18 protein-coding genes and 4 pseudogenes are annotated in these 23,494 nt (G+C 57.6%); 18 read left to right on the top strand and 4 right to left on the bottom strand.

Annotated features, from left to right (window positions below; genetic code table 11):
- Positions 1 to 125: 125 nt before the first annotated feature.
- Genes BC363_RS27135 through BC363_RS27150 form a run of 4 tightly spaced genes read right to left on the bottom strand, consistent with a single transcriptional unit; the run spans position 126 to position 3,693 of the window.
- Positions 126 to 923 (bottom strand): 3-methyl-2-oxobutanoate hydroxymethyltransferase, encoded by a 798-nt coding sequence (locus BC363_RS27135; protein ID WP_065785958.1) that lies wholly within the window; start codon positions 921 to 923, stop codon positions 126 to 128.
- 42 nt (positions 924 to 965) lie between these two features.
- Entirely contained in the window at positions 966 to 2,192 is a 1,227-nt protein-coding gene (locus BC363_RS27140; RefSeq protein ID WP_065785975.1) for an FAD-dependent oxidoreductase, read from the bottom strand.
- 54 nt (positions 2,193 to 2,246) lie between these two features.
- Positions 2,247 to 2,564 carry a MocE family 2Fe-2S type ferredoxin gene (locus BC363_RS27145; protein WP_025428998.1) on the bottom strand — a complete coding sequence of 106 codons (318 nt, stop codon included), beginning with the start codon at positions 2,562 to 2,564 and terminating at the stop codon, positions 2,247 to 2,249.
- 37 nt (positions 2,565 to 2,601) lie between these two features.
- Complete coding sequence (locus BC363_RS27150; protein WP_065785959.1) at positions 2,602 to 3,693, bottom strand: fatty acid desaturase family protein; 1,092 nt, start codon at positions 3,691 to 3,693, stop codon at positions 2,602 to 2,604.
- A gap of 165 nt (positions 3,694 to 3,858) precedes the next feature.
- On the opposite strand from BC363_RS27150, the gene BC363_RS27155 reads away from it, so the two are divergent.
- The 18 genes and pseudogenes from BC363_RS27155 to BC363_RS27250 all read left to right on the top strand — a co-directional run.
- Positions 3,859 to 4,890 carry a LacI family DNA-binding transcriptional regulator gene (locus BC363_RS27155; RefSeq protein WP_065785976.1) on the top strand — a complete coding sequence of 344 codons (1,032 nt, stop codon included), beginning with the start codon at positions 3,859 to 3,861 and terminating at the stop codon, positions 4,888 to 4,890.
- A gap of 412 nt (positions 4,891 to 5,302) precedes the next feature.
- Positions 5,303 to 6,054: pseudogene (locus tag BC363_RS33890) on the top strand (IS5 family transposase).
- A gap of 89 nt (positions 6,055 to 6,143) precedes the next feature.
- Positions 6,144 to 7,360 (top strand): annotated as a pseudogene (locus tag BC363_RS27170) (IS701 family transposase).
- Positions 7,361 to 7,484: 124 nt separating this feature from the next.
- Positions 7,485 to 8,641 (top strand): annotated as a pseudogene (locus BC363_RS36115) (IS701 family transposase); the annotation flags it as partial.
- A gap of 407 nt (positions 8,642 to 9,048) precedes the next feature.
- A complete protein-coding gene (rfbB, locus tag BC363_RS27185) occupies positions 9,049 to 10,116 on the top strand; it encodes a dTDP-glucose 4,6-dehydratase (RefSeq protein ID WP_065785962.1) in 1,068 nt (355 codons plus the stop codon).
- Positions 10,113 to 11,006, top strand: coding sequence for a dTDP-4-dehydrorhamnose reductase (gene rfbD, locus BC363_RS27190; protein WP_065785963.1), 894 nt, complete (start codon positions 10,113 to 10,115; stop codon positions 11,004 to 11,006). The genes rfbB and rfbD overlap by 4 nt, the downstream gene beginning before the upstream one ends.
- A 20-nt stretch (positions 11,007 to 11,026) precedes the next feature.
- Positions 11,027 to 11,896 (top strand): glucose-1-phosphate thymidylyltransferase RfbA, encoded by an 870-nt coding sequence (gene rfbA, locus BC363_RS27195; protein WP_065785964.1) that lies wholly within the window; start codon positions 11,027 to 11,029, stop codon positions 11,894 to 11,896.
- 405 nt (positions 11,897 to 12,301) lie between these two features.
- Positions 12,302 to 13,579, top strand: a complete 1,278-nt coding sequence (locus BC363_RS27200; RefSeq protein WP_141690449.1) for a capsule biosynthesis protein — start codon at positions 12,302 to 12,304, stop codon at positions 13,577 to 13,579.
- Between the two features lie 337 nt (positions 13,580 to 13,916).
- Positions 13,917 to 16,097: a glycosyltransferase gene (locus tag BC363_RS27205; RefSeq protein ID WP_244519961.1), complete on the top strand. Its 2,181-nt coding sequence runs from the start codon at positions 13,917 to 13,919 to the stop codon at positions 16,095 to 16,097.
- A gap of 331 nt (positions 16,098 to 16,428) precedes the next feature.
- On the top strand, positions 16,429 to 17,169 hold the full coding sequence (locus BC363_RS27210) for an ABC transporter permease (protein WP_065785980.1): 741 nt from the start codon (positions 16,429 to 16,431) through the stop codon (positions 17,167 to 17,169).
- 536 nt (positions 17,170 to 17,705) lie between these two features.
- On the top strand, positions 17,706 to 18,077 hold the full coding sequence (locus BC363_RS27215; RefSeq protein ID WP_065785966.1) for a transposase: 372 nt from the start codon (positions 17,706 to 17,708) through the stop codon (positions 18,075 to 18,077).
- Complete coding sequence (gene tnpB / locus BC363_RS27220; protein ID WP_065785967.1) at positions 18,074 to 18,427, top strand: IS66 family insertion sequence element accessory protein TnpB; 354 nt, start codon at positions 18,074 to 18,076, stop codon at positions 18,425 to 18,427. The genes BC363_RS27215 and tnpB (BC363_RS27220) overlap by 4 nt, the downstream gene beginning before the upstream one ends.
- A gap of 45 nt (positions 18,428 to 18,472) precedes the next feature.
- Positions 18,473 to 20,182: an IS66 family transposase gene (locus BC363_RS27225; protein ID WP_065785968.1), complete on the top strand. Its 1,710-nt coding sequence runs from the start codon at positions 18,473 to 18,475 to the stop codon at positions 20,180 to 20,182.
- A gap of 19 nt (positions 20,183 to 20,201) precedes the next feature.
- A complete protein-coding gene (locus tag BC363_RS27230) occupies positions 20,202 to 20,441 on the top strand; it encodes a hypothetical protein (protein ID WP_065785969.1) in 240 nt (79 codons plus the stop codon).
- A 229-nt stretch (positions 20,442 to 20,670) separates the two neighbouring features.
- Positions 20,671 to 20,961 (top strand): annotated as a pseudogene (locus tag BC363_RS27235) (transposase); the annotation flags it as partial.
- Between the two features lie 119 nt (positions 20,962 to 21,080).
- Positions 21,081 to 21,527, top strand: coding sequence for a transposase (locus BC363_RS27240; protein ID WP_065785971.1), 447 nt, complete (start codon positions 21,081 to 21,083; stop codon positions 21,525 to 21,527).
- Entirely contained in the window at positions 21,524 to 21,877 is a 354-nt protein-coding gene (gene tnpB / locus BC363_RS27245; RefSeq protein WP_065785972.1) for an IS66 family insertion sequence element accessory protein TnpB, read from the top strand. Before BC363_RS27240 ends, tnpB (BC363_RS27245) begins: the two co-directional genes overlap by 4 nt.
- A gap of 64 nt (positions 21,878 to 21,941) precedes the next feature.
- Positions 21,942 to 23,494: IS66 family transposase (locus BC363_RS27250; protein WP_244519962.1), on the top strand; the 1,553-nt coding region annotated here is incomplete at its 3' end.

The raw sequence follows: 23,494 nt of genomic DNA on the forward strand, positions 1-23,494 counted from the left end.
AGCAAAACCCGCAGCCGCGGGCGATCATCTTCAATCATGTCGGCCTCCAGATCACCAACACTCTTGAATCAGACTCGTACGCTTCCCGAAATCCCCGTTAACCTGAGTTCAGGGCCGTGCCTGACTTACACCCGCTCCATATCAGCTAGAAACGCGTTCAATTCGCCTTTGTCGATCCCGACAAGGTGACTTTCTTCGGGATAGGCGCCGGAACGAACATCTTCGGCAAACTCCGTGAAGGCGGCGATACGCTCGCGTTGCAGTCGCTCATGTTCGCCAGCAAAATTGCGGTAGATTTTAGCATGGCGAGGGACATGGCCGCGATTGGCGCCGAGCACATCATCGCTGAAGAGATATTGCGCGTCGCAGCCGGTACCGGCCCCCATCGACAGCATGAGCATCGATGTTTTCGCGCTGATCACTGCCGCGACCTCGCCCGGCACCACTTCGATCTCGGCGGCAAAGGCGCCCGCCTCTTCCAGCGCCTTTACCTGGCGCCAGACCTCTATCGCGCTTGCCGCCGTCTTACCGACTGCACGAAACCCGCCAGTCCAGGTGGCCTTTGACGGAATGAGGCCGACATGGCCGCAGACCGGAATGCCTTCGTCCCGCATGCGTCGAACGATAGAAAGGCTTGCGGCGCAATAGACTGCGTCCCCTCCCGCCTTCAGCGCCTTGAAAGCGGCGCGGATATATTCGTCGGCCGTGACGAGATCGCCATATTCGAGGCCCGGAAAAGCGAAACACGTCGGGGCAGCTTCGCGAAATTCCGGTCCAAGCAGGGCCGGCGGCACGGAAACAAGATCGATGGCAGCCGCTTCAGCTGCCTCGGCCTCATCGAGCGTTTCCACCCGCAGCATCGTCAACTGCCTCTTGCCTTTCATTGAAAGAAGGTCGGCAACGGTCGGGCGGCGGTTTCGCATCAGGATCTCCGGATATCGGTTGTTACTATGAAAGGGGAAGCCTCAGGCGGCGAGCAGCGCCTTCAGCTTTGTTTCGCTCGAGCCAAGCGCCTGCGGGTTCGGCCGCTTGCCGGCAGCAATCATCATCTCGGCAAGACGGATATCGCGAGCGACCGCGTTTCCTGTGCCGATGCCGCTCGCGCTGATCAGCCGCCCGCTGGCATCGAGATGAAAAAGAATGAAGGCACCATCGCCAAGGTCCCGCCGCACCGTCGCCACAGCACCTTCGGCCAGGCCGGCGATCTGCAGCGTAAGGTCATATTGATCGGACCAGAACCACGGCACGTTCGCAATCGCCTCGGCGGCGCCAAGCAGATTGGCCGCTGCCAGCGTTCCCTGATCCTGCGCATTTCGCCAGGCTTCAAGCCGTATGCGCCGGCCGTCATAATGTCCGAGCGGAAAGGAGCAGCAATCGCCGGCTGCGAAAATATCGGGGTCAGATGTGCGAAGCGTCTCATCGACGGCAATGCCATTGTCGACGGCAAGGCCGGCGGCCTCGGCCAGTGCCGTGTTCGGCACAGCGCCAATGCCGACAACGACGAGGTCGGCGACAAGGCTGTCGCCGTCGCCAAGCTTAATGTGCGCCCTCTCCTTGCCCGCCTCGATGCCGACGATCCTGGCATTGCAGCGGATATCGACGCCCTCCAGTTTGTGTCGTTCGGCAACGACGGCGGCGATTTCTTCCGGCACGCCGCGGGAAAGCACGCGTGGCAAGCCCTCGAGGATAACAACGTCCGCGCCGAGCTTACGGGCTGTCGCCGCAAGTTCCAGGCCGATAAACCCACCGCCGATGACGGCAAGCGTGTTGCCAGGTGCGAGCTTCAAGCGGATAGCTTCGGCGTCGGCATGCGTCCGCAGCATCCGAGTAAGTGGTGTTGTTTGAGACTGCCCGGGAAAATGCCTGGGGCTTGCACCGGTCGCAAGCAGCAGCCGATCATAGGAAAATTCCCGCCCATCGGCCATTCGCACCGTCTTGGCACCACGATCGATGCCCTCAACGGCTGCGCCGGTGAGCACCTTGATCCCCGCGGACTGATAGCGGTCGGCGTCGGCGACATGTTTGGGACCCAGTTGCTCTACCAGGCCTTCCTTCGAGAGCGGTGGCCGCTCGTAAGGCAGATGCGGTTCAGCACCAATGAGCGTGATGTCTCCCTCGTAGCCCTTTTCCCGAAGCGCGAAAGCCGCCCGGGCACCACACTCGCCGGCGCCGACGATGACAATTCTGTTCATGGGCCTGTTCATGTGCCTCTCCCAATTTTCGCGTTGGCCGCCATCAGCGCCCGCTCAAGCAACCGCGATGAAAACGCTGCCGGCCTCGACCTTGACCGGATAGGTCTTCAGGTTGACGCAGACGGGCGCGCCCTTGGCCTGGCCGGTCTTGTAATTGAAGCGGCCATTGTGTTTCGGGCATTCGATGATGTCGTCCATCACCAGCCCGTCGGCGAGGTGGATGTGCTCGTGGGTGCACAGACCGTCGGTCGCGAAATATTCGTCGTCTGGGCTGCGATAGACGGCAAAGGTGCGCCCGTCATGGTCGAAGCGGATCACGTCCTCCTCGTCGATCTCATCGGCCGCGCAGACCTCAATCCAGTTTCCGCTCATGGGTCTTCCTCCAAATGTTGATTGGTTGCCGGCTAGCTTATTCCGCGGCACGCACGAGGGCATCGCTATGAAACTCTTCACGATAGGGCTTTGCCGTCGGCGGCAGTTCGCGCTTCAGGAAATACTCCTCGTTGCGCAACTGACGCAGGAACGCCGGGATCATCTCGCGGTAACCGTGGATCATGGATGGGTTCGGCACCGGCAGGTCATGCTTGATCATCGCGTGAAGCCGCGGCAGCGCATGGTAGGGCACCATCGGGAACATGTGATGTTCGACATGGTAGTTCATGTTCCAATAGATGAAACGGCTGACCGGGTTCATGTAGACAGTGCGGCTGTTCAGCCTGTGGTCGGTGACGTTGTCGGCAAGTCCGCCATGCTGCAACAGGCCGGTCAACACGTGATGCCAGGCACCATAAAGACGCGGCAGGCCGATCAGCATCAAGGGCAGGATCGAGCCGAGATAGAATGACAGGCCGATCGTTGCGAGATAAATCGCAAACCAGATCCGCGCGACCCGGATCGCCTTCGGCTGCTCCATTTCCGGGATGAAGGTTTTCTCGGCGGCACTGATGACGCCAAAAGCGTTGCGCACCATGTCGATGATTGCATGCCAGACATCCAGAATGCCGAAGAAGTTCAAGACGAGCCGAAGCAGATCCGGCGGGCGCATAACGGCGATCTCAGGGTCGCGACCGACGATGACTGTGTCGGTGTGGTGGCGGGTATGGCTCCAGCGCCAGGTAACCGGGTTGCGCATGATCATGAAGCAGGCGACCTGATAGACAACGTCGTTCATCCACATCGTCTTGAACGCCGTGCCGTGGCCGCATTCGTGCCAACGGCTGTCGGAAGCCGAGCCATAGAGAACGCCGTAGGCGAGAAAGAAGGGCACGGCCCACCAGGTTCCCCAAAAGTAGGCACCAAGGCCGCCGAAAATGATCAGGCTGCCGAACCAGATGGCCGTGTCACGGATCGCGGGACCATTCTCGCGCTTCATCAGTTCCTTCATCTGCTTGCGCGGGATCTCGGTGTGATACCACTCGGCCGCAGACAGCCCATTGGCGACTGCTGCCTGGGCGTCGCGCCCAAGCAAGCTGTAATCACGTCTTGTCGGAACCATCGCCATCGTTCTCTCCTCCCGCAATCGACCACACTCCCGGTGGCCGCTCTCGTCTCTTGGAGCTGACGATAGGTTGACTTTTGCAAGTTCTCAATGCAGTGATGATATATTCTATCAAATACCATCAGATCTTGCATTTCATGTGTGATGGAATCATTTCAGGGGCTGCCGATGAGCAACAGACCGACGATTGCCGACCTTGCCCGTGCGGCGGGCGTCAGCGTTGCCACCGTGGACCGCGTTCTCAACGGTCGCCATCCGGTGCGCGAAGAGACCGCGCGTCGGGTCTATGATGCCGCCAAAGGCATCGGGTACCACGCGGTCGGCCTGCTTCGTCAGCGCGTATTCGAGGATCTTCCACAGTATCGCCTCGGCTTTCTCCTGCAGAAACCGCAGCAATCCTTCTATCAGGCCGTGGCCAAGGAGATGGAGAACGCAGCACTCGCGCTGTCAAACGTCCGCGCCCTGCCGCAGGTGGAATTCGTCGCCAACTCCACACCATCAGGCATCACCGAGAAACTGAAGGCAATGGCTGCCCGCAATCAGGCAATCGCCCTTGTGGCGCCGGACTATCCGGCGGTGACTGCGGTCGTCGAAGAACTGAAGGAACGCGGGATACCTGTTTTCTCCCTGCTTTCCGACTTTGCAGCCGGCGTCCGCGAAGGCTACATCGGCTTGAACAATCACAAGGTCGGCAGGACCGCAGCCTGGATGATTGCAAAGGCTGCCAAGAAGCCGGGAAAGGTCGCAGCCTTCGTCGGCAGCCATCGCTTTCTCGGCCATGAACTGCGTGAGATCGGCTTCCGATCCTATTTTCGCGAGCACGCCCCTGATTTCGAAGTGCTCGACACGATGGTCAATCTCGACACCACTGAAATCACCCATGAAGCGACGCTCAACCTCCTGCAGCGCCATCCGGATCTCACAGGATTCTACGTCTGCGGCGGCGGGATGGAAGGTGCAATCTCGGCCATCCGCGAGGAAAATCTTGAGGGCAAGCTGATCGCCGTCGTCAACGAACTGACACCGGAATCGCGCGCAGCGCTCGCCGACGATGTCGTGACACTGGCAATCTCGACGCCGACCGCAGCTCTCGCCCGCGACACGATCAACCTGATGATGCGGGCGATCGACAAGGGTCCGACGGGTGCGCCCGGACAGACCTTCCTGCACTTTGATCTCTTCACGCCGGAGAACATCTGACGAAGTATTTCTATGACCACATCAAGGCATCACGACGCTATTGACACTTTCCCCGGACTCTTATTGATACATTCCCCGAAGACCCATTACGACTTTACGCGCATCACTTTTTGCTGAGAAGATGAAGTGACTATCATGGACGACAGCCTCGTACCGCATCATCTGCAATCTCAAACGAAGGCTTAGCGTAAGCGATTGGTGGTTAGCAGGAGCAAGCTGAGATGGGTCGCCTGAGCAGGGGAATGACGCAGCCTTTGCGGATTATGTCTATAGACTGGTCGATGTGATCGGTCACGCCGATCGGGCGGAACCGCTCAATGATTACCGCCTCGGACTAGGGCCGAAACCCAATCAAGCCATTGAATATTATTCATTGCTGTGATTCAATCTCGCAATCAAAGGAGTGTGGATCATGGCAGGAGAATTCTGGCTTGATGATCAGCAGTGGTCAGTCATTGCGCCGCTGCTTCCAACCCATCAACCCGGTGCTCATCGCACTGATGATCGCCGGGTAATCAGCGGCATCATTCATGTGCTGAAGACAGATTGCCGGTGGCAGGACTGCCCGGCATGCTACGGACCTGCGACGACCATCTACAACCGGTTTCATCGCTGGTCGGCACGGGGAATATGGCGGCGGCTGTTTGAGGCTTTGGTCAAGTGCGGCGATGCCGATATTCATATGATCGACAGCACGACCGCCAAAGCTCATCGATCGGCAGCCGGAGGAAAAGGGGGGCAGATGCGCAGGCAATCGGTCGCTCGCGAGGCGGCAGATCGACAAAAATCCATGCTGTTGTCGATGGTTGCGGCCGTCCCGTCGCGCTTGAAGTAACCCCGGGTCAGCGCGGCGACGCCCCCGTCGCCACTCGCCTGCTGGCAACATTGCCGCCCAGCCGGTTATGCGCTGCCGACACCGCCCACGACAGCAACGCCCTGCGCACCTTTCTCATCGATCGCGGCACCGTGCCGGTCATTCCCAACAATCCAACCCGCAAACGCATGCAGCCCTTCGACCCCGAGACTTACAAGCGAAGAAACATCATTGAACGCATGTTCTGCCGACTGAAGGACTGGCGACGTGTCGCCTCCCGGTATGACAAACTCAGCATCAATTTCGCGGCGACATGCTACATCGCCGCGATTGTCATCTGGTGGACCTGATTGAGTCTCGACCCTAACACTACTCTGGCAGATTAACCGACTGTTAACGATGATCGGCCATCTTTGGCACCTCAAAAGGGGTGCGGTGGATGGTGGAGCAGGATATTGCACTGACGGATTGGTTGAAGCCGTTCGTTGAGAAGCTTGGTCACAAAAAGCGGCGGCAGATGTGCCCGGTCTATATTTCCGGCCTGATCGGACCGGGTGATCGCAAGAGTATCGAGCCGATGGCGGAACGCCTTGCGCCCGATCACTACGACCGTCTGCATCATTTCATCTCGGATGGTATTTGGGACGCCGGTCCGCTTGAGACGGAACTGGCTGTGCAGGCTGACAGAATAGTCGGAGCTTCAGATGCCTTTCTGGTGATCGACGATACGGGTCTGCCGAAGAAGGGCGATCATTCGGTCGGGGTCGCTCCGCAATATGCTTCGATGCTGGGCAAACGCGCCAATTGCCAGACGCTGGTATCGCTGACGCTGGCACGCGATGAGGTTCCCGTTCCGGTGGGCTTGCGACTGTTCTTGCCGGAAAGCTGGAGCAGTAACCAGGATCGGATGGTGAAGGCTGGTGTTCCCGAGGAGATGCGCATATCCCGCACCAAGCCGACGATCGCGCTCGACGAGATCGACAGGCTGATTGCGGCGGGGGTGCGGTTTGGCACCGTGCTCGCCGATGCCGGCTATGGTTTATCGGCCGCGTTTCGCCAGGGGCTGAGTGCACGCGGCCTCACATGGGCTGTCGGTATTCCCAAACATCAGAAGGTCTACCCCCATGATGTCGCCTTGATTTTTCCGGTTTCCGGTCATGGCAGGCCGCGCAAGCATTCGATCCCCGACACCCTATCGATGGCAGCCGAAACGATCCTGGAAGCATCCTCCTGGAAGAAGGTCAGTTGGCGTCGCGGCACGAAAGGTCGCCTGACAGCGCGCTTCGCTGCGCTCCGCATTCGGATCGCTGACGGTAGTCCGCAACGTATCCTCGACAAGGGACAGCAGCATATGCCGGGCGAAGAGGCGTGGCTGGTGGGCGAATGCGCTCGAACGACGAACGCAAATACTATCTCTCCAATCTGCCGGCCGAAGCGACGTTAAAGCAGCTGGCAGCTGCCATCAAAGCCCGATGGGTCTGCGAGCAAGCGCATCAACAAATGAAAGAAGAGCTCGGCCTTGATCACTTTGAAGGCCGATCATGGCAAGGTCTGCATCGACACGCGCTGATGACAATGATCGCTTATGCCTTCCTGCAACATCAGCGCCTACACCAGGCCAAGCGGGAAAAAAAGGAACAGGCACGGCCCGCCTAAACCGACACTGCCAGCCATCCGACGCGCGGTCATAAACACCCTCCTATCAGCGTCAGCCCCAGAACGATGTCCGCACTGCAGAATCCGCTTCAGACCGCCAAAATGCATTCTGCCAAAGTAGGTGCTAATGCTGCCGGTGGACCGCAAGAGTGGCGAGCCTCAGGCTGCGATGACGGCGCCAACGCGGGTATCGTCCAAGCATCAGTCACTACTGCATTTCGTCGGTCAAGCGCCGTAGTCGGACGACGCGTCTGGCGGGGATTCGCGACTTGGCGCTGCCGCTGCTCCAGCGGCATGCGCCGATTGAGGCGTGGATCGTGGACGACACCGAATTTCCCAACAAGGCAGGCATTCGGTCGGGGTCGCGCGGCAATACTGCGGCCAGATCGGCAAGCAGGATAACTGCCAGGTCGCGCTCAGCCTGTCGATCGCCAACGTCGCGGGGAGCTTGCTGATTGCCGACCGACTGTATCTGCTGGAGATCTGGACCGACGATCCCGAGCGGCGGCGCAAAGCGAAGGTCCCTGACAGCGTCGCGTTCCAGACAAAGCCCGCAATCGCGCTCGACCAGATCCCAGCCGCCCAAGCGGCAGGGGTCGCGTCCGGTGTGGTGTTGGCCGACGCCGGCTGCGCATTCCGCACCGGCCTGTCGGCACTCGGCCTCGATTAAGTCCTGGGCGTTCAGCCGACGCTCAGTATCTGGCGACCTGGCGTGTGACCATTGCCACCCAAGCCTTGGCACGGAAAGGGGCGACCAACCTCGCGGATGCGCCGCAGCCTCAAGCACAGCCCGGTATCGGCAAAGGTGTTGGCTCAGGACCTGCAGCAAGAGGTCTGGCAGCCCATTAGCTGGTGGGAAGGAACGAACGCCGACCTCGCCTCCCGCTTTGCCGCCGTGCGCGTCGGGCCCGCGTCCAGGGATTACAATTTGACTGAGCCGCGCGCCGAAGAATGGCTGCTGATCGAATGGCCCGAGGGCGACGCCGAGCCCCTCAAATACTGGTTGTCCTCCTTGCCCGCCGGCATCTCGCTTGAGCATCTTGTTGGCACGGCAAAACTGCGCTGGCGCATCGAGCGCGATTATCAGGAGCTCAAGCAGGAACTCGGCCGCGGCCATCACGAGGGGCGAGGCTGGCGAGACTTCCATCATCATGCCGGCCTCTGTATCGCCGCCTACGGATTCCTCATCTCCCAAAGGGAGGCGGCCCCCCCTCAGCACTGGATAACACCAAAAGCAGCCTGAAATCTCCCGTTCCCGAACGATATCGACCCCGCGGATCCCCCGATCCGACCCGAGCGACACGCGCCAAATTCGATCGCCACCGTCCGACGACACTTGACCGTCATACTGAGTCGCTCCTCCAGCGATGTCCATGCTGCACCAGGGCAATGACGCGTGATCCAAATTTATGACGCAGTAAGACTAACACAGTGGTCAGTTGCAATGTGACGAGCTACTACAGCCCCGAAGACGACCGCGGCGTTTTCTGGAATGACCCCAACTTGGAAAGTGACTGGCCGATCGACGCGGCAAATGCAACAGTTTCAGACAAAGAGAGGAAGCAGCCGAGGCTCGCCGATCTGAGAAAAGCAGCCATATTTTAAGGTCCTCCCAGTCGACTTTCAGTGCGGTAAGCCGCAATCACAATCTGCGGCTCTTAGCTGCGACCATGAACGGAGATATTGTAATGCGCGTACTGGTAACGGGTGGAGCAGGTTTCATTGGCTCTGCGGTGGTTCGCCACCTGGTGATGGACAAGGGTTACGAAGTCCTCAACGTCGACACGCTGACATATGCTGGGACGGAAACCTCGCTTAAGTCCGTCGCCAACAATCCTGGATATCGGTTCCTGAAAGCCAATATCTGCGATCGCGCCGCAATCGCCGAGGCTATTTCCATTTTTCAGCCTGATCGCATCATGCATCTTGCCGCAGAAAGCCATGTCGACCGCTCCATCTCTGGCGCAAAGAACTTCATCGATACCAATATCATCGGCACCTTTACCATGCTGGATTGCGCCAAGCAGTACTGGATGGGGCTGGAGCCGACGCGAAGGGAGACGTTCCGGTTCCTGCATGTTTCGACCGATGAAGTATACGGTTCGCTTGGCGGAGATGGGCTCTTCACAGAAGATACGCCCTACGATCCGAGCTCACCCTACTCGGCCTCGAAAGCTGCATCGGACCATCTCGCAAAGGCATGGATGCGTACTTATGGCCTACCTGTCGTGGTCACCAACTGTTCCAACAACTACGGCCCCTACCACTTCCCGGAAAAGCTAATCCCGCTGATCATCCTGAACGCGATGGAAAGCAAGCCGCTGCCCGTCTACGGCAATGGCTTACACGTCCGAGACTGGCTCTACGTCGAAGACCACGCCCGCGCGCTCGACGTCATTGCGGAGCGCGGTCGGATCGGTGAGACCTACAATGTCGGCGGGCGAAACGAGCGGCGCAACATAGATGTGGTTACCCGCATCTGCGAACTGATGGACGCGCTTCTGCCCGGTAGGGAACCGCATGACCGGCTTGTAACCTACGTGACTGACCGGCCCGGTCACGACACCCGATACGCGATCGATGCAACCAAGCTCGAGACGGAACTCGGCTGGAAAGCGCAAGAAAATTTCGACACTGGCATTGAGAAGACGGTGCGCTGGTATCTCGAAAACGAATGGTGGTGGGGGCCTCTACGCAGTGGCTATGACGGTACCCGCCTAGGCCTTTTGGATGAACCGAAGCAGGGTGTAGCATGATCCGGCCGCGCCAACGCATGGTGGTGACGGGCCGTGAAGGACAGGTCGTCACCTCGCTGGTCGAACGAGCCGCAGAGGGCGAGCGTTTTGAGGTCATTGCCGTCGGTCGGCCAGAGTTCGATCTCGCGCGACCGGAAACAATTGAGGCGCCTCTCCGCCACGCCCGTCCCGATGTGATTGTCTCCGCCGCTGCCTATACGGCGGTTGATGCGGCGGAGAGGGACGAAGAGGCGGCAACGATCGTAAATGGTACCTCCGCCGGGAAGATTGCCCTGACGGCAGCTTCCTTAGGTATACCTGTCATCCATCTTTCGACCGACTACGTTTTTGATGGATCCAAAAGCTCGCCCTACTCGGAGGCCGATCCGGTTGCTCCGATCGGTGCTTATGGCCGCTCTAAACTTGCTGGCGAGAAAGCGGTAGCCAGGGCCCATCCAAATCACGTTATCTTGCGCACGGCGTGGGTCTACAGTCCTTTCGGCAAAAATTTTCTGAAAACCATGCTCAAGGCGGCGGAAGCCCGCGACAGCCTGAACGTCGTTGATGATCAGGTCGGCAACCCAACTTCGGCGCTCGATATCGCCGATACCCTGCTTACTGTCGCGAGTAACCTGCTCGACAGTAATGACAGACGCCTCCGCGGTATCTTCCATATGACAGCGCAAGGAGAGGCAAGTTGGGCAGACTTCGCCGAAGAGATTTTCGCCGTCTCGGGCGCTCGAGGCGGGCCGAGCGCCTCCGTGGGACGCATTCTATCGAGCGCCTATCCGACTCCTGCGAAGCGGCCGGCGAACTCGAGGCTTGATTGTCAAAAGCTGGCTGATACGTATGGCTTAGTGCTGCCACGATGGCAGGACTCAATTGCTGCCGTTGTGTCACGGTTAATCTGAACGAGAAGGACTTCCGACGTATGAAGGGAATTATCCTCGCCGGCGGTAGCGGCACGCGGCTTCATCCGATGACCCGGGTGATCTCCAAGCAGCTCATGCCGGTTTACGACAAGCCAATGATCTACTATCCCCTCTCGACGTTGATGCTGGCCGGTATTCGCGACATTTTGATCATTTCGACACCGGCGGACATGCCACTGTTCGAACGCCTGCTCGGCGATGGATCGCAATGGGGCATCAGCGTGACCTATGCCGCGCAGCCATCGCCTGGTGGTCTGGCACAGGCCTATATCATCGGTGCAGATTTTGTCGGCGAGAGCCCATCCTGCCTAATACTTGGCGACAACATTTTCTACGGGCACGGCATCACCGATCTCCTGACGAACGCGATGAAGCGCCCAGCAGGCTCAACCGTCTTCGCATATCACGTCAAGGACCCCGAACGTTACGGAGTTGTCGAATTCGACAGTGCAATGCAGGCCAAATCCATCGAAGAGAAACCGGTTCAGCCTCGCTCTAATTGGGCCGTAACCGGACTATACTTCTACGACAAGGATGTCGTCGAAATCGCCATGAACCTCGAACCCTCGCCACGAGGCGAGCTTGAGATCACGGACGTCAATCGTGCCTATCTGGCGCGAGGCGATCTCCACGTGGAACAGATGGGGCGCGGCTATGCATGGTTTGACACAGGCACGCCTGACAGCCTTCTGGAGGCGTCAGAGTTTGTCGCTACACTTGAAAGGCGCCAAGGGTTCAAAATATGCTGCCCGGAGGAAATCGCCTTTCGCATGGGCTTCATTGATCAAATTGCCCTGCTGCAGCTTGCAGAAACCTATGGGAAAAGCGTGTATGGTCATTATCTGAGAGGGGTATTCGAAAATTTATAGCTCCACCTATCTTGACGACTTAAGTCAATCGGCATTTCCACGCGGAGAATAACTCATTAGGGGTACCGTGTATTAATCGCATGATTGGCAGCAACATCAGCAGCACACAGCTAAGTCGTCCTGAATTGTACATTTCGAGATCTCACGCAGGAAAGCTCAAATACTGTCTTGTCGACGAGGTTACGCTTGCACGCGATACACAATCTGATGATGCTCAAAGTTCTTTTGTGAGATATGATAAAATCCACATCTAGTCATATCGCGCACGGAATGGACACGATTAACGATTATTGCGACCGTGCCATGATTCCCGATGAAGACAGGTGCGCGATTTCGTTAGGGAAACCAGCATTAAAAGTTCATTGCCCGTCGAAGAGACAGGCGTAACGGAGCAAACGGTTCGCGATGACCGACCACTCGAATTTGACACCTTCTGAAAGTTCGACCGAGAGAGCGCTGGTCGATCATCGCGACGTCGCCAAAAGACTGTCCATTACAGCTCGAAAGTTGCGTCTTGCTACATCGAGCCGCAGCGCCCTCTTCAAAGCAGTTGGTCTGCGGACACGGATGATCGATCGCTTCTTCATTGCAGCGTTTGTCCTGCTGACTGTTTTGATCCTGGCCGCGCCGAATTTGTTCGCAATCGCTTACTACGGCTACCTAGCGAGCGATCAGTACGAGTCCGAGACGCGGCTCACAGTCCGGTCCTCCAGCCCAGCCCTCGGCAAGGATCAGCTCGCGAAGGTCACTGGTTTGCCCGCAGCAAAGATTGTCCAGGATACCCTTATCGTGACCGATTACATCAAGAGCAGGGAAATGGTTTCCATTCTCATGGAGGAAAACCTTCTGCAAAACATATACGGTCGAGACACTATCGACTTCTTGGCAAGGCTTCGTTCGGACGAGACCGCCGAAGGCTTGCATGAATATTGGTCCAAAATGGTATCCACCAGCGTCAGCCCCAAAAGTGGCATCGTCGTCATTACAGTCAAAGCTTTTTCCGCGGCAGATTCGCAGCTGATCCTGCAAAAAGTAGTCGAGGCATCGGAGCAAGTCGTCAACGACTTGAACGATCGTATTTGGAAGGATGTCATCGCAACCGCCCAAAACAACCTGGAACATGCCGCGTCTCGATTGCAGACCACTCGGGAGAAACTTCAGCTGGCCCGCAACAAGGCAGGCGTCCTCGATGTCGAGGGTTCGTCGAAAATGATAACGCAATTGCTCAGCTCGTCTCAGAAAGAACTGCTCGATCTCCAGCAACGCTATGCGTCGCACTCGGCAACAGTTTCCGCGAGCGCGCCTCAGATGCGCGTGCTGGATCGGGAAATCACGATTAGGCAGCAGCAAGTAGAGAACTTGAAAGCCGAGCTGGCGGGTACGACGCCCAATGTGGGAGCGACAGCAAATCTTGCCAATATCGCGGTCGACATGTCGCAGTTGGAACTTGAACAGGACTTGGCGGAGAAACAATTCTCAGCGTCGGTCAAGTCTCTTGAACAGGTGCAGTTCGTGAGTAAACAGCAACTGATCTATCTTGACACTTTTCTCAAGCCGACGCTTTCCGACTCCGCGGAGTATCCGAAACGCCTTTTCTGGATCGGAGGCATATTTGTTGTCACCTTGATCCTTTGGGGTTCGGCAGTAGGCTTGCTTTCGGTCGGTCGGAGTAGGCTTCACTGAACAATTTGCAAAAACTGAGCTTGCTGTCGCGAATCAATTCCGGGCGCCCACATGGTATGGAGATCACAGTTGCCTCGCACCGGTGCTAAAATCGCTCCAGTTGTCCGCATACTCAATTCGAGAGCCCGACCGACTGAGTAATCTGGTTTTCGCTTGCCATGACTATTTCGAAGTCTGCCTGTCGAGATGTGCCCAGGTTCCAGCGGCTATGGGGCCGGACGCGGCAGGAACGAAATCACGGCAACTCCCCGGAAAAGATAACACAGATGACGCCATCTCACTTCCTTTTAGCGTTGTGTGCGATAAAGGGAGATTATCGATTTGAAAGGTTAGCCGGGTGGTTCTGACAATTACTCCCAATGATGATCTGGAAACCGTAGATGGCTCAGATGTTCACAGACGGACTTGGACATCTGTCGGAGATGATCCCGCTTTCACGCTCCGCTACGGCCTGATCCGCCCTCCATATATCGTCGTCGAAATCTGCGCAGTCGGCGGGCAGACCATCGCGCCCAAGGTCTACCTGAACAACGGGCGCGGTTTTCGCGAAGCTGACGCCATAACGCTTGCCGCCGGCGAACGCTTCGTTATCAAACTTAACATAGGGCGTGTCGGTAATATCCGTTCTGTCCGAATAGATCCGTGTAGCGGCGACGCTAGCTTTGAATTTGCGGCTACAACATTCGGTTCTCTTTCTGAGGCAGACATCTACGTCGGCCAGTTGCAGGGAGCAGAAGCGGGCATCAGGCTCGACGTCGATCAAGTACCCCGATTTGGTATCGGGTTGCCGAGGGTGCATTTAAGAAAGCGATCGCCGATCAAAGAATTTATCCGCTCGACTTATGATCTGGCTGCTCAACTCTCACCGATGCAGAAGGTGGAGGACCTACCTTGGCTAAGCGTGGTCGTTCCGGTCTACAATGCGCCTTCACAATATCTGGACGACTTAGTGGATTCCTTCGAGCGCCAAGACGAGACTGGATGGGAGTTGATCCTAAGCGACGATGCCTCCACATCGAGCGAAACGATCAAATCACTGTCCGCACTTGCATCCCGTCAGAACATCAAGGTTGTTCGAAACGAGCACAATGGCGGTATCGCGGCGGCCACCAATTCGGGCCTTGCGCAAGCGCGTGGACGCTGGGTAACCTTTGTTGATCACGACGACCTTCTCGCACCTCACGCACTGAAAGTCATTCGTCGCGCACTCACCGACCATCCTGGCGCAATGTTTCTTTACACGGACGAACTGGTGGTTGACGACAAGCTCGCCCCGAAAGGGGTGATGTTGAAGCCTGCTTTTGATCCGGTTCTTCTAACCGGCGTCAATTACATCAATCATCTGTCCTTCTATCGTCATGACAGGCTTCTAGAGATCAGCTATCTGCGGACCGGATATGACGGATCACAGGACTATGACCTCTTGCTACGATATCTCGACGGTCTCGATCCGGGTGATATCTTCCATCTGCCTTACCCCGCCTATTGGTGGCGCAGAACGGGCAGCACCTATTCACGCACTTTCCTGGAAAGTTCGACCAATAATGCTCGCAGGGCAATCACGGAACGGCTGGACAGAAGCGGCTTACCGGCTGAAATCAAGCCGGCACTGACGCAGACATTGCACCGCCCCGTATTTGATATAGATCGCTGGCCGAAGATTTCAATTATCATTCCCAGCAAAGATGGCCTGACGTTGATCAGCCGCATTCTGGAAGACCTATTCGAGAAAACGAACTATACAGACTTCGAAGTCATCGTGGTGGATAACGGAACAACCGATACAGAGGTGGTCGACCTCTATGAGACCTATCGTCAACGCCATCACAATTTCAAAGCTGAGATTGTAGTGGAAAAATTCAATTTTGCCCGTTCCATAAACCGCGGCTATCGGCTCGCTAGTGGTGACCACTTCCTTGTTTTGAACAACGATGTAGAGGTGTTAGAACCCAACTGGCTGAAAGAGATGGTCTCCTGTCTACAATTTGAAGATACCGGAATCGTGGGCGCAAAACTGCTGTTTCCGGATGAAAAGATCCAGCATGCCGGTGTCATTGTAGGCTTCGGCGGACTTGCCGGGCATTGGTACCTGAATAAGCCGGCCAACTACGGCGGGCCGCTGAACCGCTTACACGTCCGAAATTCGATGACTTGCGTAACGGGAGCGGTAATGCTGATTTCCGGAGACTGCTGGTCTCAGGTCGGTATGTGGGATGAGGAACGTTTCGCGGTCGCATACAACGACGTAGATTATTGCATGCGTGCCTACAAACTAGGCTTCCGTATCATATGGACACCCTTTGCCTGCCTCTACCATCACGAATCCTTGTCCCGTGGCTCGGAGGTTGGGAAGGAGAAGCGGATGAGGTTCGAGCAGGAGAAGCAGAACCTCCGCGACCGCCATGACACAGAGGCCTTTCAGGACCCGACCACCAATCCGAACTACACCAAAAACACATCAATGCCACGCCTCCTGCCGCCAACGTCTTTGCACCCTGCGAGGACCTGGCGATCGTAGCCCGCTCCTGTATGTCGTGAGGAGCCAGAGCGAAGTTCATGGTCGATTTTCTAGGTTTTTTTTGTTCGCCGATTCAAGGCAAACTTGACGCATCAGCAAGGCAAACATCTAAGGGGCACGAGGCATGCCTTTTTTCGGCACCGCCGCGGCGACAAGCGGGTTTGTGAATTTATGAGGGGCGTGTTTTCCTGAAGATGACACTTTCGTCTCATACATGTCCAAGCTTCCAGCGACAGAACAGGATCGTAGTTTCATGCAGAGAACATCCTCGCCGGCGAGCAATTTGTCCCCTACGTCGCTTCGCTTTGCGCTTCAACAAAAAAAGAATGTCATGAGCGCCGTCATCCTGCGGGATGTAAGAACGCGCTTCTTCGACCACGGACTGGGCTTTCTACTGGTGCCACTATGGCCACTCGGCCATATGCTTATTTTGCTCTCAATCTATACCTTCAGTGGACGACAAGCTCCTTTCGGCGAGAGCCTTAATGTTTTCTTCTTGACGGGGCTCATCCCCACAATGTTGTTCATGTATGTCTCGCGCTTCATGTCAATGTCGCTCATCCTCAACAAACCTATGCTAGCCTTTCCAGTCGTGCGAGCTCTCGACATCATGGCGGCCCGAGCGTTTCTCGAAACTATTGGAGCGGCGCTAACGCTGGCCCTGATCACAATCGTCATGCTGCTGTCTGGCGACGACCCCTTTCCTTTCGATTGGGAACAAGCCGTTTACGCATATCTGGCGACTTTGTTGCTGGCGGTTGGAGTTGGCACGATCGTCGGTGTCTTGGTGATGGTAACCAACCTCGTCGCTACCGCCTACGCGCTCTTCCTGATCCTTCTTTACATTGGATCAGGAACGCTTTTCGTAGCTTCCTCCCTCCCTGATCAAATCGCCATACCGCTCTCTTGGAACCCCGTACTTCAGGCGGTTGAATGGATGAGAACCGCGTACTTTGAAACTTACAGTGACAAACTGATCAGCAAGACTTACCTCATCGGATTTGGTTTAACTGCTTTGTTCATCGGTCTGGCATTGGAACGCTTACTGCGGATGAGGCTGCTGGAAGGTTAAATCAGACCTCTTCGGGGCCATAGCTGGCTTTAAGGTAGGCGGTGCATAGACCCCGTCTGGCGATAGCGAGACATCGAGCTTATTCGTATGCGCACAATGAGCGCTGGTATGAATTGCTATGTCTGAAGCTATGTCCGAACAAAACGTTCTGTATGATCGAAGCCGTTGCCGGTCGGTTGGAGGGTATCCATCCGGTCAGGGCCGCGGATAGTATAATGCCTCCGGTCCTTAGTCGTACCGATACGTGTCGGAGGTAGCGCCGACATCTCAATTGAATTCAATAGATGGAACGATGTTCGTTGATGAGTTCGCAGCCGGGCCCGAGTTCCCGTCTGATGCCCCAACAAGCTGTTCGACTGCTTCGGCAAATTTGACATCTTCCACTTTGGACCATGGGCTAGGTCCCGGAGGATTGTGCCAATCCAGTGCCGCATCATGCCACACTGCCATGGTACGCATCCGAGTAAGGCCGCCTTGTAGGAATTGTCGGATTTGGCACTGACTGTCCTTATTGACGTCAAAAGGGACAGTGCGGAATGGAACGGCTTGAGATTATCGATAGCGGCCGGCGGCGACGCTTCAGCAAAGAGATGAAGCTGCAGATTGTCGCTGAGAGTTATTCGGAACCTGGCTTGTGTGCGACGACGGCGCGGCGACATGGAATATCGCGTTCGCAGTTATATGAATGGCGCCGGCTCGCACGAGCGTGGCAACGGGATGTTGCGTCGCCTGTCGGCGGCTTTGTCCCGGCGCTGCTTGTTCCGGAGATAGAGCCGGCAGCAGGGTCATTGCCGAACGCCGGCCGGATGGAGGTTGTCAGCGCGAATGGTCGCCGTGTGATCGTGGACCGCGATGTCGACGTTGAGGTGCTGCTGCGGATTGTCCGAGGGCTGGAGACGTTGCGATGAACCCGTTTCCGATGGGAACAGGCGTCAAGGTCTGGCTTTCGACGGGGTATACGGACATGCGCTGTGGCTTTCCCTCTCTGGCGCTTCGGGTGCAGGAGGTTCTGAAGCATGATCCGTTGTCAGGGCATCTCTTCGTCTTCAGGGGGCGCAGATCGGATATTTTGAAGATCATCTGGCATGATGGTCTGGGCGCCTGCCTTTTTACCCGTCGGCTGGAGAAGGGCCGGTTTATCTGGCCGAATGTGGAGGGCGGCGCGGTTGCGATCTCACCGGCGCAACTGTCGTATTTGCTGTCCGGGATCGACTGGCGCAATCCGCAGGAAACCTGGCGTCCGACACGGGTCGGATAGCATTATTACATTGAAAATACAGGGAGAATCTGATCGAATGGCTTCATGAATTCGAAGCCTTCCGATCTTCCTGCGGACCTTGCGAGCGCCTATCTGGCGCTGCTTTCCGAGCGTGAGATGTTACGGGCTGAACGCGATGTCGTTGTCGCCGAGCGCGATACCGTCGTCGCCGAGCGGGACATTGCGGTGGCGCAAGCCGCCAATGTGCAGGCCATGTTGTCGGACAGCGAAGCCCTGATCGCCAGCCTGGAGCTGGCGATCGAAAAGCTGAAGCGCGAACTGCGCGGCCAGAGATCCGAGCGCACGGCGCGCCTGATCGATCAGATGGAATTGCAGCTCGAAGAGCTGGTGATGGCGGCGACGGAGGATGAGGTTGCAGCGCAGGCTGCGGCCGCCAGGACCTCAAGCGTGCGTTCGTTCACGCGCAAACGGCCGGTGCGAAAGCCCTGGCCGGAGAATATCGAGCGTGAGCGCGTGGTGATCGATCCTCCCACCGCTTGTGCTTGTTGCGGTGGCTCGCGCCTGTCGAAGCTGGGCGAGGACATCACCGAGACGCTCGAGGAGGTTCCGCGCCGGTTCAAAGTGATCGAGACGGTGCGGGAGAAATTTACCTGCCGTGACTGCGAGGCGATCAGCCAGCCGCCGGCGCCGTTCCATGCCACGCCGCGCGGCTTCATCGGCCCTCATCTGCTGGCGACGATCCTCTTTGACAAGTTTGGAATGCATAGCCCGCTGAACCGCCAGAGCACCCGGTTCAAATGCGAGGGCATCGAGCTTTCGACCTCGACGCTGGCCGACCAGGTCGGGTATGGAACAGCCGCGCTCCTGCCGATCTTTGATCTGATCGAGAAGCATGTCTTTGCGGCCGAGCGGCTTCACGGCGACGACACCACCATTCCCATCCAGGCCAAAGACAAATGCACGACCGGGCGAATATGGACCTACGTTTGCGATGACCGACCCTACGGCGGAGCGGCGGCGCCGGCGGCAATCTACTATGCTTCGAGCGACCGTCGCGGCGAGCACCCGCAGAAACACCTGGCCGGGTATGGCGGCATTCTGCAGAGTGATTGCTACAATGGTTTCGAGCCGCTCAGTGTCGCCGAGAAGAAAGCAGTGCCGATCACCTTTGCCTTTTGTCATGCGCATGCGCGGCGCAAATTCTTTGAACTGGCCGATATCCAGAAAAGGGCCCGTGACCGCAAACGCAAAGGCAAGCCGATCTCGCCGATCGCCCTGGAGGCCGTCCAACGGTACGATGCGCTGTTCGAGATCGAGCGCCAGATCAATGGATTGAGCGCCGAAGAACGACTGGCCGCGCGGCAGGAAAAGAGCAAGCCGCTGTTCGATGACATGTACGAGTGGTTGAAACGGGAGCGCGCCACGCTCAGCAAATCGTCCGAGGTCGTCGAGCCGATCGATTACATGCTGAAGCGCTGGGATGGTTTTGCCCGTTTCCTGGAAGATGGCCGGATTTGTCTCACGAACAATGCCGCCGAGCGCGCGCTGAGGGGAATTGCACTCGGGCGTCGAAACTGGACCTTCGCCGGTTCTCAGCGTGGGGCCGATCGTGCCGCCGTCATGCTCACCGTCATCACGACCTGCCGTCTCAACGACGTCGACCCAAAGGCGTGGCTCGCCGATGTGTTCGCCCGCATCGCCGATCTTCCCGTCTCCCGCCTGCATGAACTACTGCCCTGGGAATGGAAAAGACTACGGCAGGCCGAGAACCTGGCTTCTCAGCAGGCCGCCTGACAGAAAAAGGGATCGACGAATGGGATATCGCAACTCGACTCTGTACACGTTGAAATACGTGGCCGAAATGCTTGGTGAAGACGAGGACTTCCTGCACGAGTGCTCCATCGAAATGTTCTCGGAAGACGGCTGCCTGAGTGCCTACGACAACTTCCCAGCGTCTGAACTGACCGAGCACATTGTCCTCTTCACCGAAGATGGCATCGACAACCTCAAATACATCATTGAAGCCCGCAGGGACGCCGACGGCGCATCATAAAAAAGCTCCCTTGAACCCGCGTGCAAGGCTATCTTAGGCCAACTTCACGCGCGAGACCTTATCCCGCGGCCTTCCTCGGTCTTCCTCGGATGCATACCTGCCATGCCATGCAATCGCTGTCGGATTTCATTCGACAAAGATAGCTTGTCTTCAATAGGCCCTACGTCAAAGCGTTGATGAGCAGCGCCATCGGCGCACCAAAGAACTCCATCGCCCTATTCATGGAACAGTTTCCGACCGCGAAATGGCAACGGCGGAGGCGTGGCTTGCAGCACATCCAGTCATAGCGGTTGTGTCGCGAGATCGCGGCGGTGGTTACGGCGAGGCGGCGGCACGCGCTTTGCCGAAGGCAATGCAAGTCGCCGATCGCTGGCATCTGATGGAAAATGCGAGCGGCGCGTTTCTGGATGCCGTCGGCAAATCAATGCGCGATATCCGTCGGTCGATGGGCGCTTCCACGGTCAAACCCGACCTTCTGACACGAGCAGAGCGCATACAGTTTGAAGGTTATCTCCGGCGCGAAGAAGTCAACAAAGCCATCACAGCAATGTATGCGCCGCCTACATCCCATTGATTCCGTGTGTTTCTGAGCATTGAGGTATCTGCCACAAGGTTTTCGGCAAGAGCTGGAGATTTGGCATGGCAGATGGTGAGGGATTTGTTGGGCGCTGTGAAATTGTCGAGCCACGTCGTGGAAACCGGCGATGGCCCAATGCTGTGAAGGCGCGGATTGTTGCGGAGAGCCTTCAGCCTGGAGTTAGGGTCGCTGACGTTGCGCGTCGTCATGATCTCGTTGCGCATCAGCTTTCTTGCTGGCGACGACAAGCACGTCAGGGTCTTCTGGCGCTGCCTGCCGAACTAATGCCAGCCATTGAGGACGGGTCTATCGAACCTGCCTTTGTGCCGCTGGCGATCGCAACGGAACCGAAGGAGGCTGCCGATGCATCGCCGGTTCCGGAGCTGGTCGAGATCACTTCAGGGATTATGACAGTAGAAATAGGCGCAGACCTCGTGGTGAGGGTTCCCGGCGATGTGCCGGTTGATCGGGTTGCGGCCTTGGTGCGGGCGATGCGAGGGACAGCATGATCGTCGCGGGCCAACGCTTACCGATCCTGATCGCGACGCGGCCGGTGGACTTCCGCTGTGGCCATCAGGCGCTGGCCTTGATGGTGCAGACCGAGTTGAAGCTTGATCCGCATTCCGGGGTCACCGTAGTCTTCCGGTCGAAGCGCGGGGATCGTTTGAAAATCCTGGTATGGGATGGCACCGGAATGGTGCTGACCTACAAAATCTTGGAACAGGGCAGCTTTGCATGGCCCAAGGTGCAGGATGGAACGATGCGGCTGTCACGTGCGCAGTTTGAAGCGTTGTTCGAAGGGCTCGATTGGCGACGAGTGATGGCGCGGCGGGTGGCACCGCCAACTGCGGCAGGATGACTCACCGGTTCGGTTTTGGCGTTGTTTTGTTGGGTTTTTCTGCTTCGATTTGCTATGAAGACGCATGTCGCAGCCGATCGATCTCAGCCAGTTTCCGGACCTTCCTCCCGAGGTATTGAACGCCTTTGCGGCGGTGCAATTCGAGCTGTCGGTCGAACGTGCGGCACGTCAGCATGAGCAGGCGGTGGTGGCCGAAAAGGACGCCGTCATCACCGAGCTAAAGGAACTGATCGAGAAGCTTGAGGGCCAGGTTCAGGACTACCGGCGTACGAAGTTCGGGCCGAAATCGGAAAAGCTGGATCCAACGCAGATGGAACTGGCGCTGGAGGACCTGGAGACGGCCATTGCCGAAACACAGGCCCAGATCGCCTTCGTCGAGGAAAAGATCGCGGCGAGCGGACCCGATATCGGGAAGGACGTCCCTCGCAAACAGCGCAAGACGCGCGCGCTGCCTGAGCACCTGCCGCGGGTCGAGCGGGTGATCGAGCCCGACAGCATCGCTTGCCCCTGTGGTTGCGGCAACATGGTTCGGATCGGCGAAGATCGGACGGAACGGCTCGATCAAATTCCGGCTTGCTATCAGGTGATCGTCACGATCCGCCCGAAATACGCGTGTCCCAAGGGCCGCACGGGCGTGGTTCAGGCCAGAGCGCCGGCGCATTTGCTGGAAGGTAGCTGGCCGACCGAAGCCCTGTTGGCGCAGATCGCCGTGTCCAAGCATTCCGAACATATGCCGCTCAACCGTCAGGCGACAGTCATGGCCCGGCACGGAGTGCCGATCGACCGCACGGTCCTGGCAGATTGGATGGGCAGGACGGGTGCTGCGATCGCGCCGGTGGTAGACCACATGGCCATGATCCTGAAACAGGGCAGCTCAAGACTTTATGTCGACGAGACCACGGCCCCGGTGTTGGATCCGGGAGGCGGCAAGACCAAAACTGGCTATCTCTGGGCGGTTCTGCGCGACGATCGCGGCTGGAATGGCTCTGCGCCGACTGGCGTGGTCTTCCACTACCGGCCTGGGCGTAAAGGCGAATATGCCGCAGAAATCCTCGACGGCTTCAACGGCACGATCCAGGTCGATGCCTATGGTGGCTACTCGCACCTCGCCACGCCGGACCGCACGGGCGGCGATCCGTTGAAGCTGGCCTTCTGCTGGGCGCATGGCCGCAGAAAACTGATCAAGGCCAAGCCGAAGAAGGGTTCGCCCATCGTCGACGAGGCGTTGTTACGTATCGCCGCTCTTTACAAGATTGAAGACGGCATCCGAGGCCGTGATCCCGAATATCGCCGGGATATCCGCCAACACCTGTCCCGCCCATTGGTGGATGAGTTCTTCACCTGGCTGTCCGCTCAAGCCGCGCGCGTCTCGCGCAAGTCCGACCTCGGTCAGGCTATGGCCTATATGCTCAAACGCCAGGATGGCTTCCGGCTCTTCCTCGATGACGGCTGCGTCGACATCGATTCAAACCTGGTCGAAAACGCGATCCGCAGCCCGGCCGGACCTGAGTCATTGTGCACTCCTTCTCTAAGTATCTGTAAACATTGGAAGCGTGTCCGCGTCAGCACTGCGACACGGGCGGCCCTTTCGGGCTATAGCGGCTTGAACCGTCGCCA

It is taken from the genome of Ensifer sp. LC384, from assembly GCF_001695865.1.
Taxonomy (GTDB): domain Bacteria; phylum Pseudomonadota; class Alphaproteobacteria; order Rhizobiales; family Rhizobiaceae; genus Ensifer.

Bases quoted from the DNA above. Each gene is read 5' to 3' on its own strand.
- BC363_RS27135 (WP_065785958.1), bottom strand. From the start codon at position 923: ATGCGAAACCGCCGCCCGACCGTTGCCGACCTTCTTTCAATGAAAGGC.
- BC363_RS27140 (WP_065785975.1), bottom strand. From the start codon at position 2,192: ATGAACAGAATTGTCATCGTCGGCGCCGGCGAGTGTGGTGCCCGGGCG.
- BC363_RS27145 (WP_025428998.1), bottom strand. From the start codon at position 2,564: ATGAGCGGAAACTGGATTGAGGTCTGCGCGGCCGATGAGATCGACGAG.
- BC363_RS27150 (WP_065785959.1), bottom strand. From the start codon at position 3,693: ATGGCGATGGTTCCGACAAGACGTGATTACAGCTTGCTTGGGCGCGAC.
- BC363_RS27155 (WP_065785976.1), top strand. From the start codon at position 3,859: ATGAGCAACAGACCGACGATTGCCGACCTTGCCCGTGCGGCGGGCGTC.
- rfbB (WP_065785962.1), top strand. From the start codon at position 9,049: ATGCGCGTACTGGTAACGGGTGGAGCAGGTTTCATTGGCTCTGCGGTG.
- rfbD (WP_065785963.1), top strand. From the start codon at position 10,113: ATGATCCGGCCGCGCCAACGCATGGTGGTGACGGGCCGTGAAGGACAG.
- rfbA (WP_065785964.1), top strand. From the start codon at position 11,027: ATGAAGGGAATTATCCTCGCCGGCGGTAGCGGCACGCGGCTTCATCCG.
- BC363_RS27200 (WP_141690449.1), top strand. From the start codon at position 12,302: ATGACCGACCACTCGAATTTGACACCTTCTGAAAGTTCGACCGAGAGA.
- BC363_RS27210 (WP_065785980.1), top strand. From the start codon at position 16,429: ATGAGCGCCGTCATCCTGCGGGATGTAAGAACGCGCTTCTTCGACCAC.
- BC363_RS27215 (WP_065785966.1), top strand. From the start codon at position 17,706: ATGGAACGGCTTGAGATTATCGATAGCGGCCGGCGGCGACGCTTCAGC.
- tnpB (WP_065785967.1), top strand. From the start codon at position 18,074: ATGAACCCGTTTCCGATGGGAACAGGCGTCAAGGTCTGGCTTTCGACG.
- BC363_RS27225 (WP_065785968.1), top strand. From the start codon at position 18,473: ATGAATTCGAAGCCTTCCGATCTTCCTGCGGACCTTGCGAGCGCCTAT.
- BC363_RS27230 (WP_065785969.1), top strand. From the start codon at position 20,202: ATGGGATATCGCAACTCGACTCTGTACACGTTGAAATACGTGGCCGAA.
- BC363_RS27240 (WP_065785971.1), top strand. From the start codon at position 21,081: ATGGCAGATGGTGAGGGATTTGTTGGGCGCTGTGAAATTGTCGAGCCA.
- tnpB (WP_065785972.1), top strand. From the start codon at position 21,524: ATGATCGTCGCGGGCCAACGCTTACCGATCCTGATCGCGACGCGGCCG.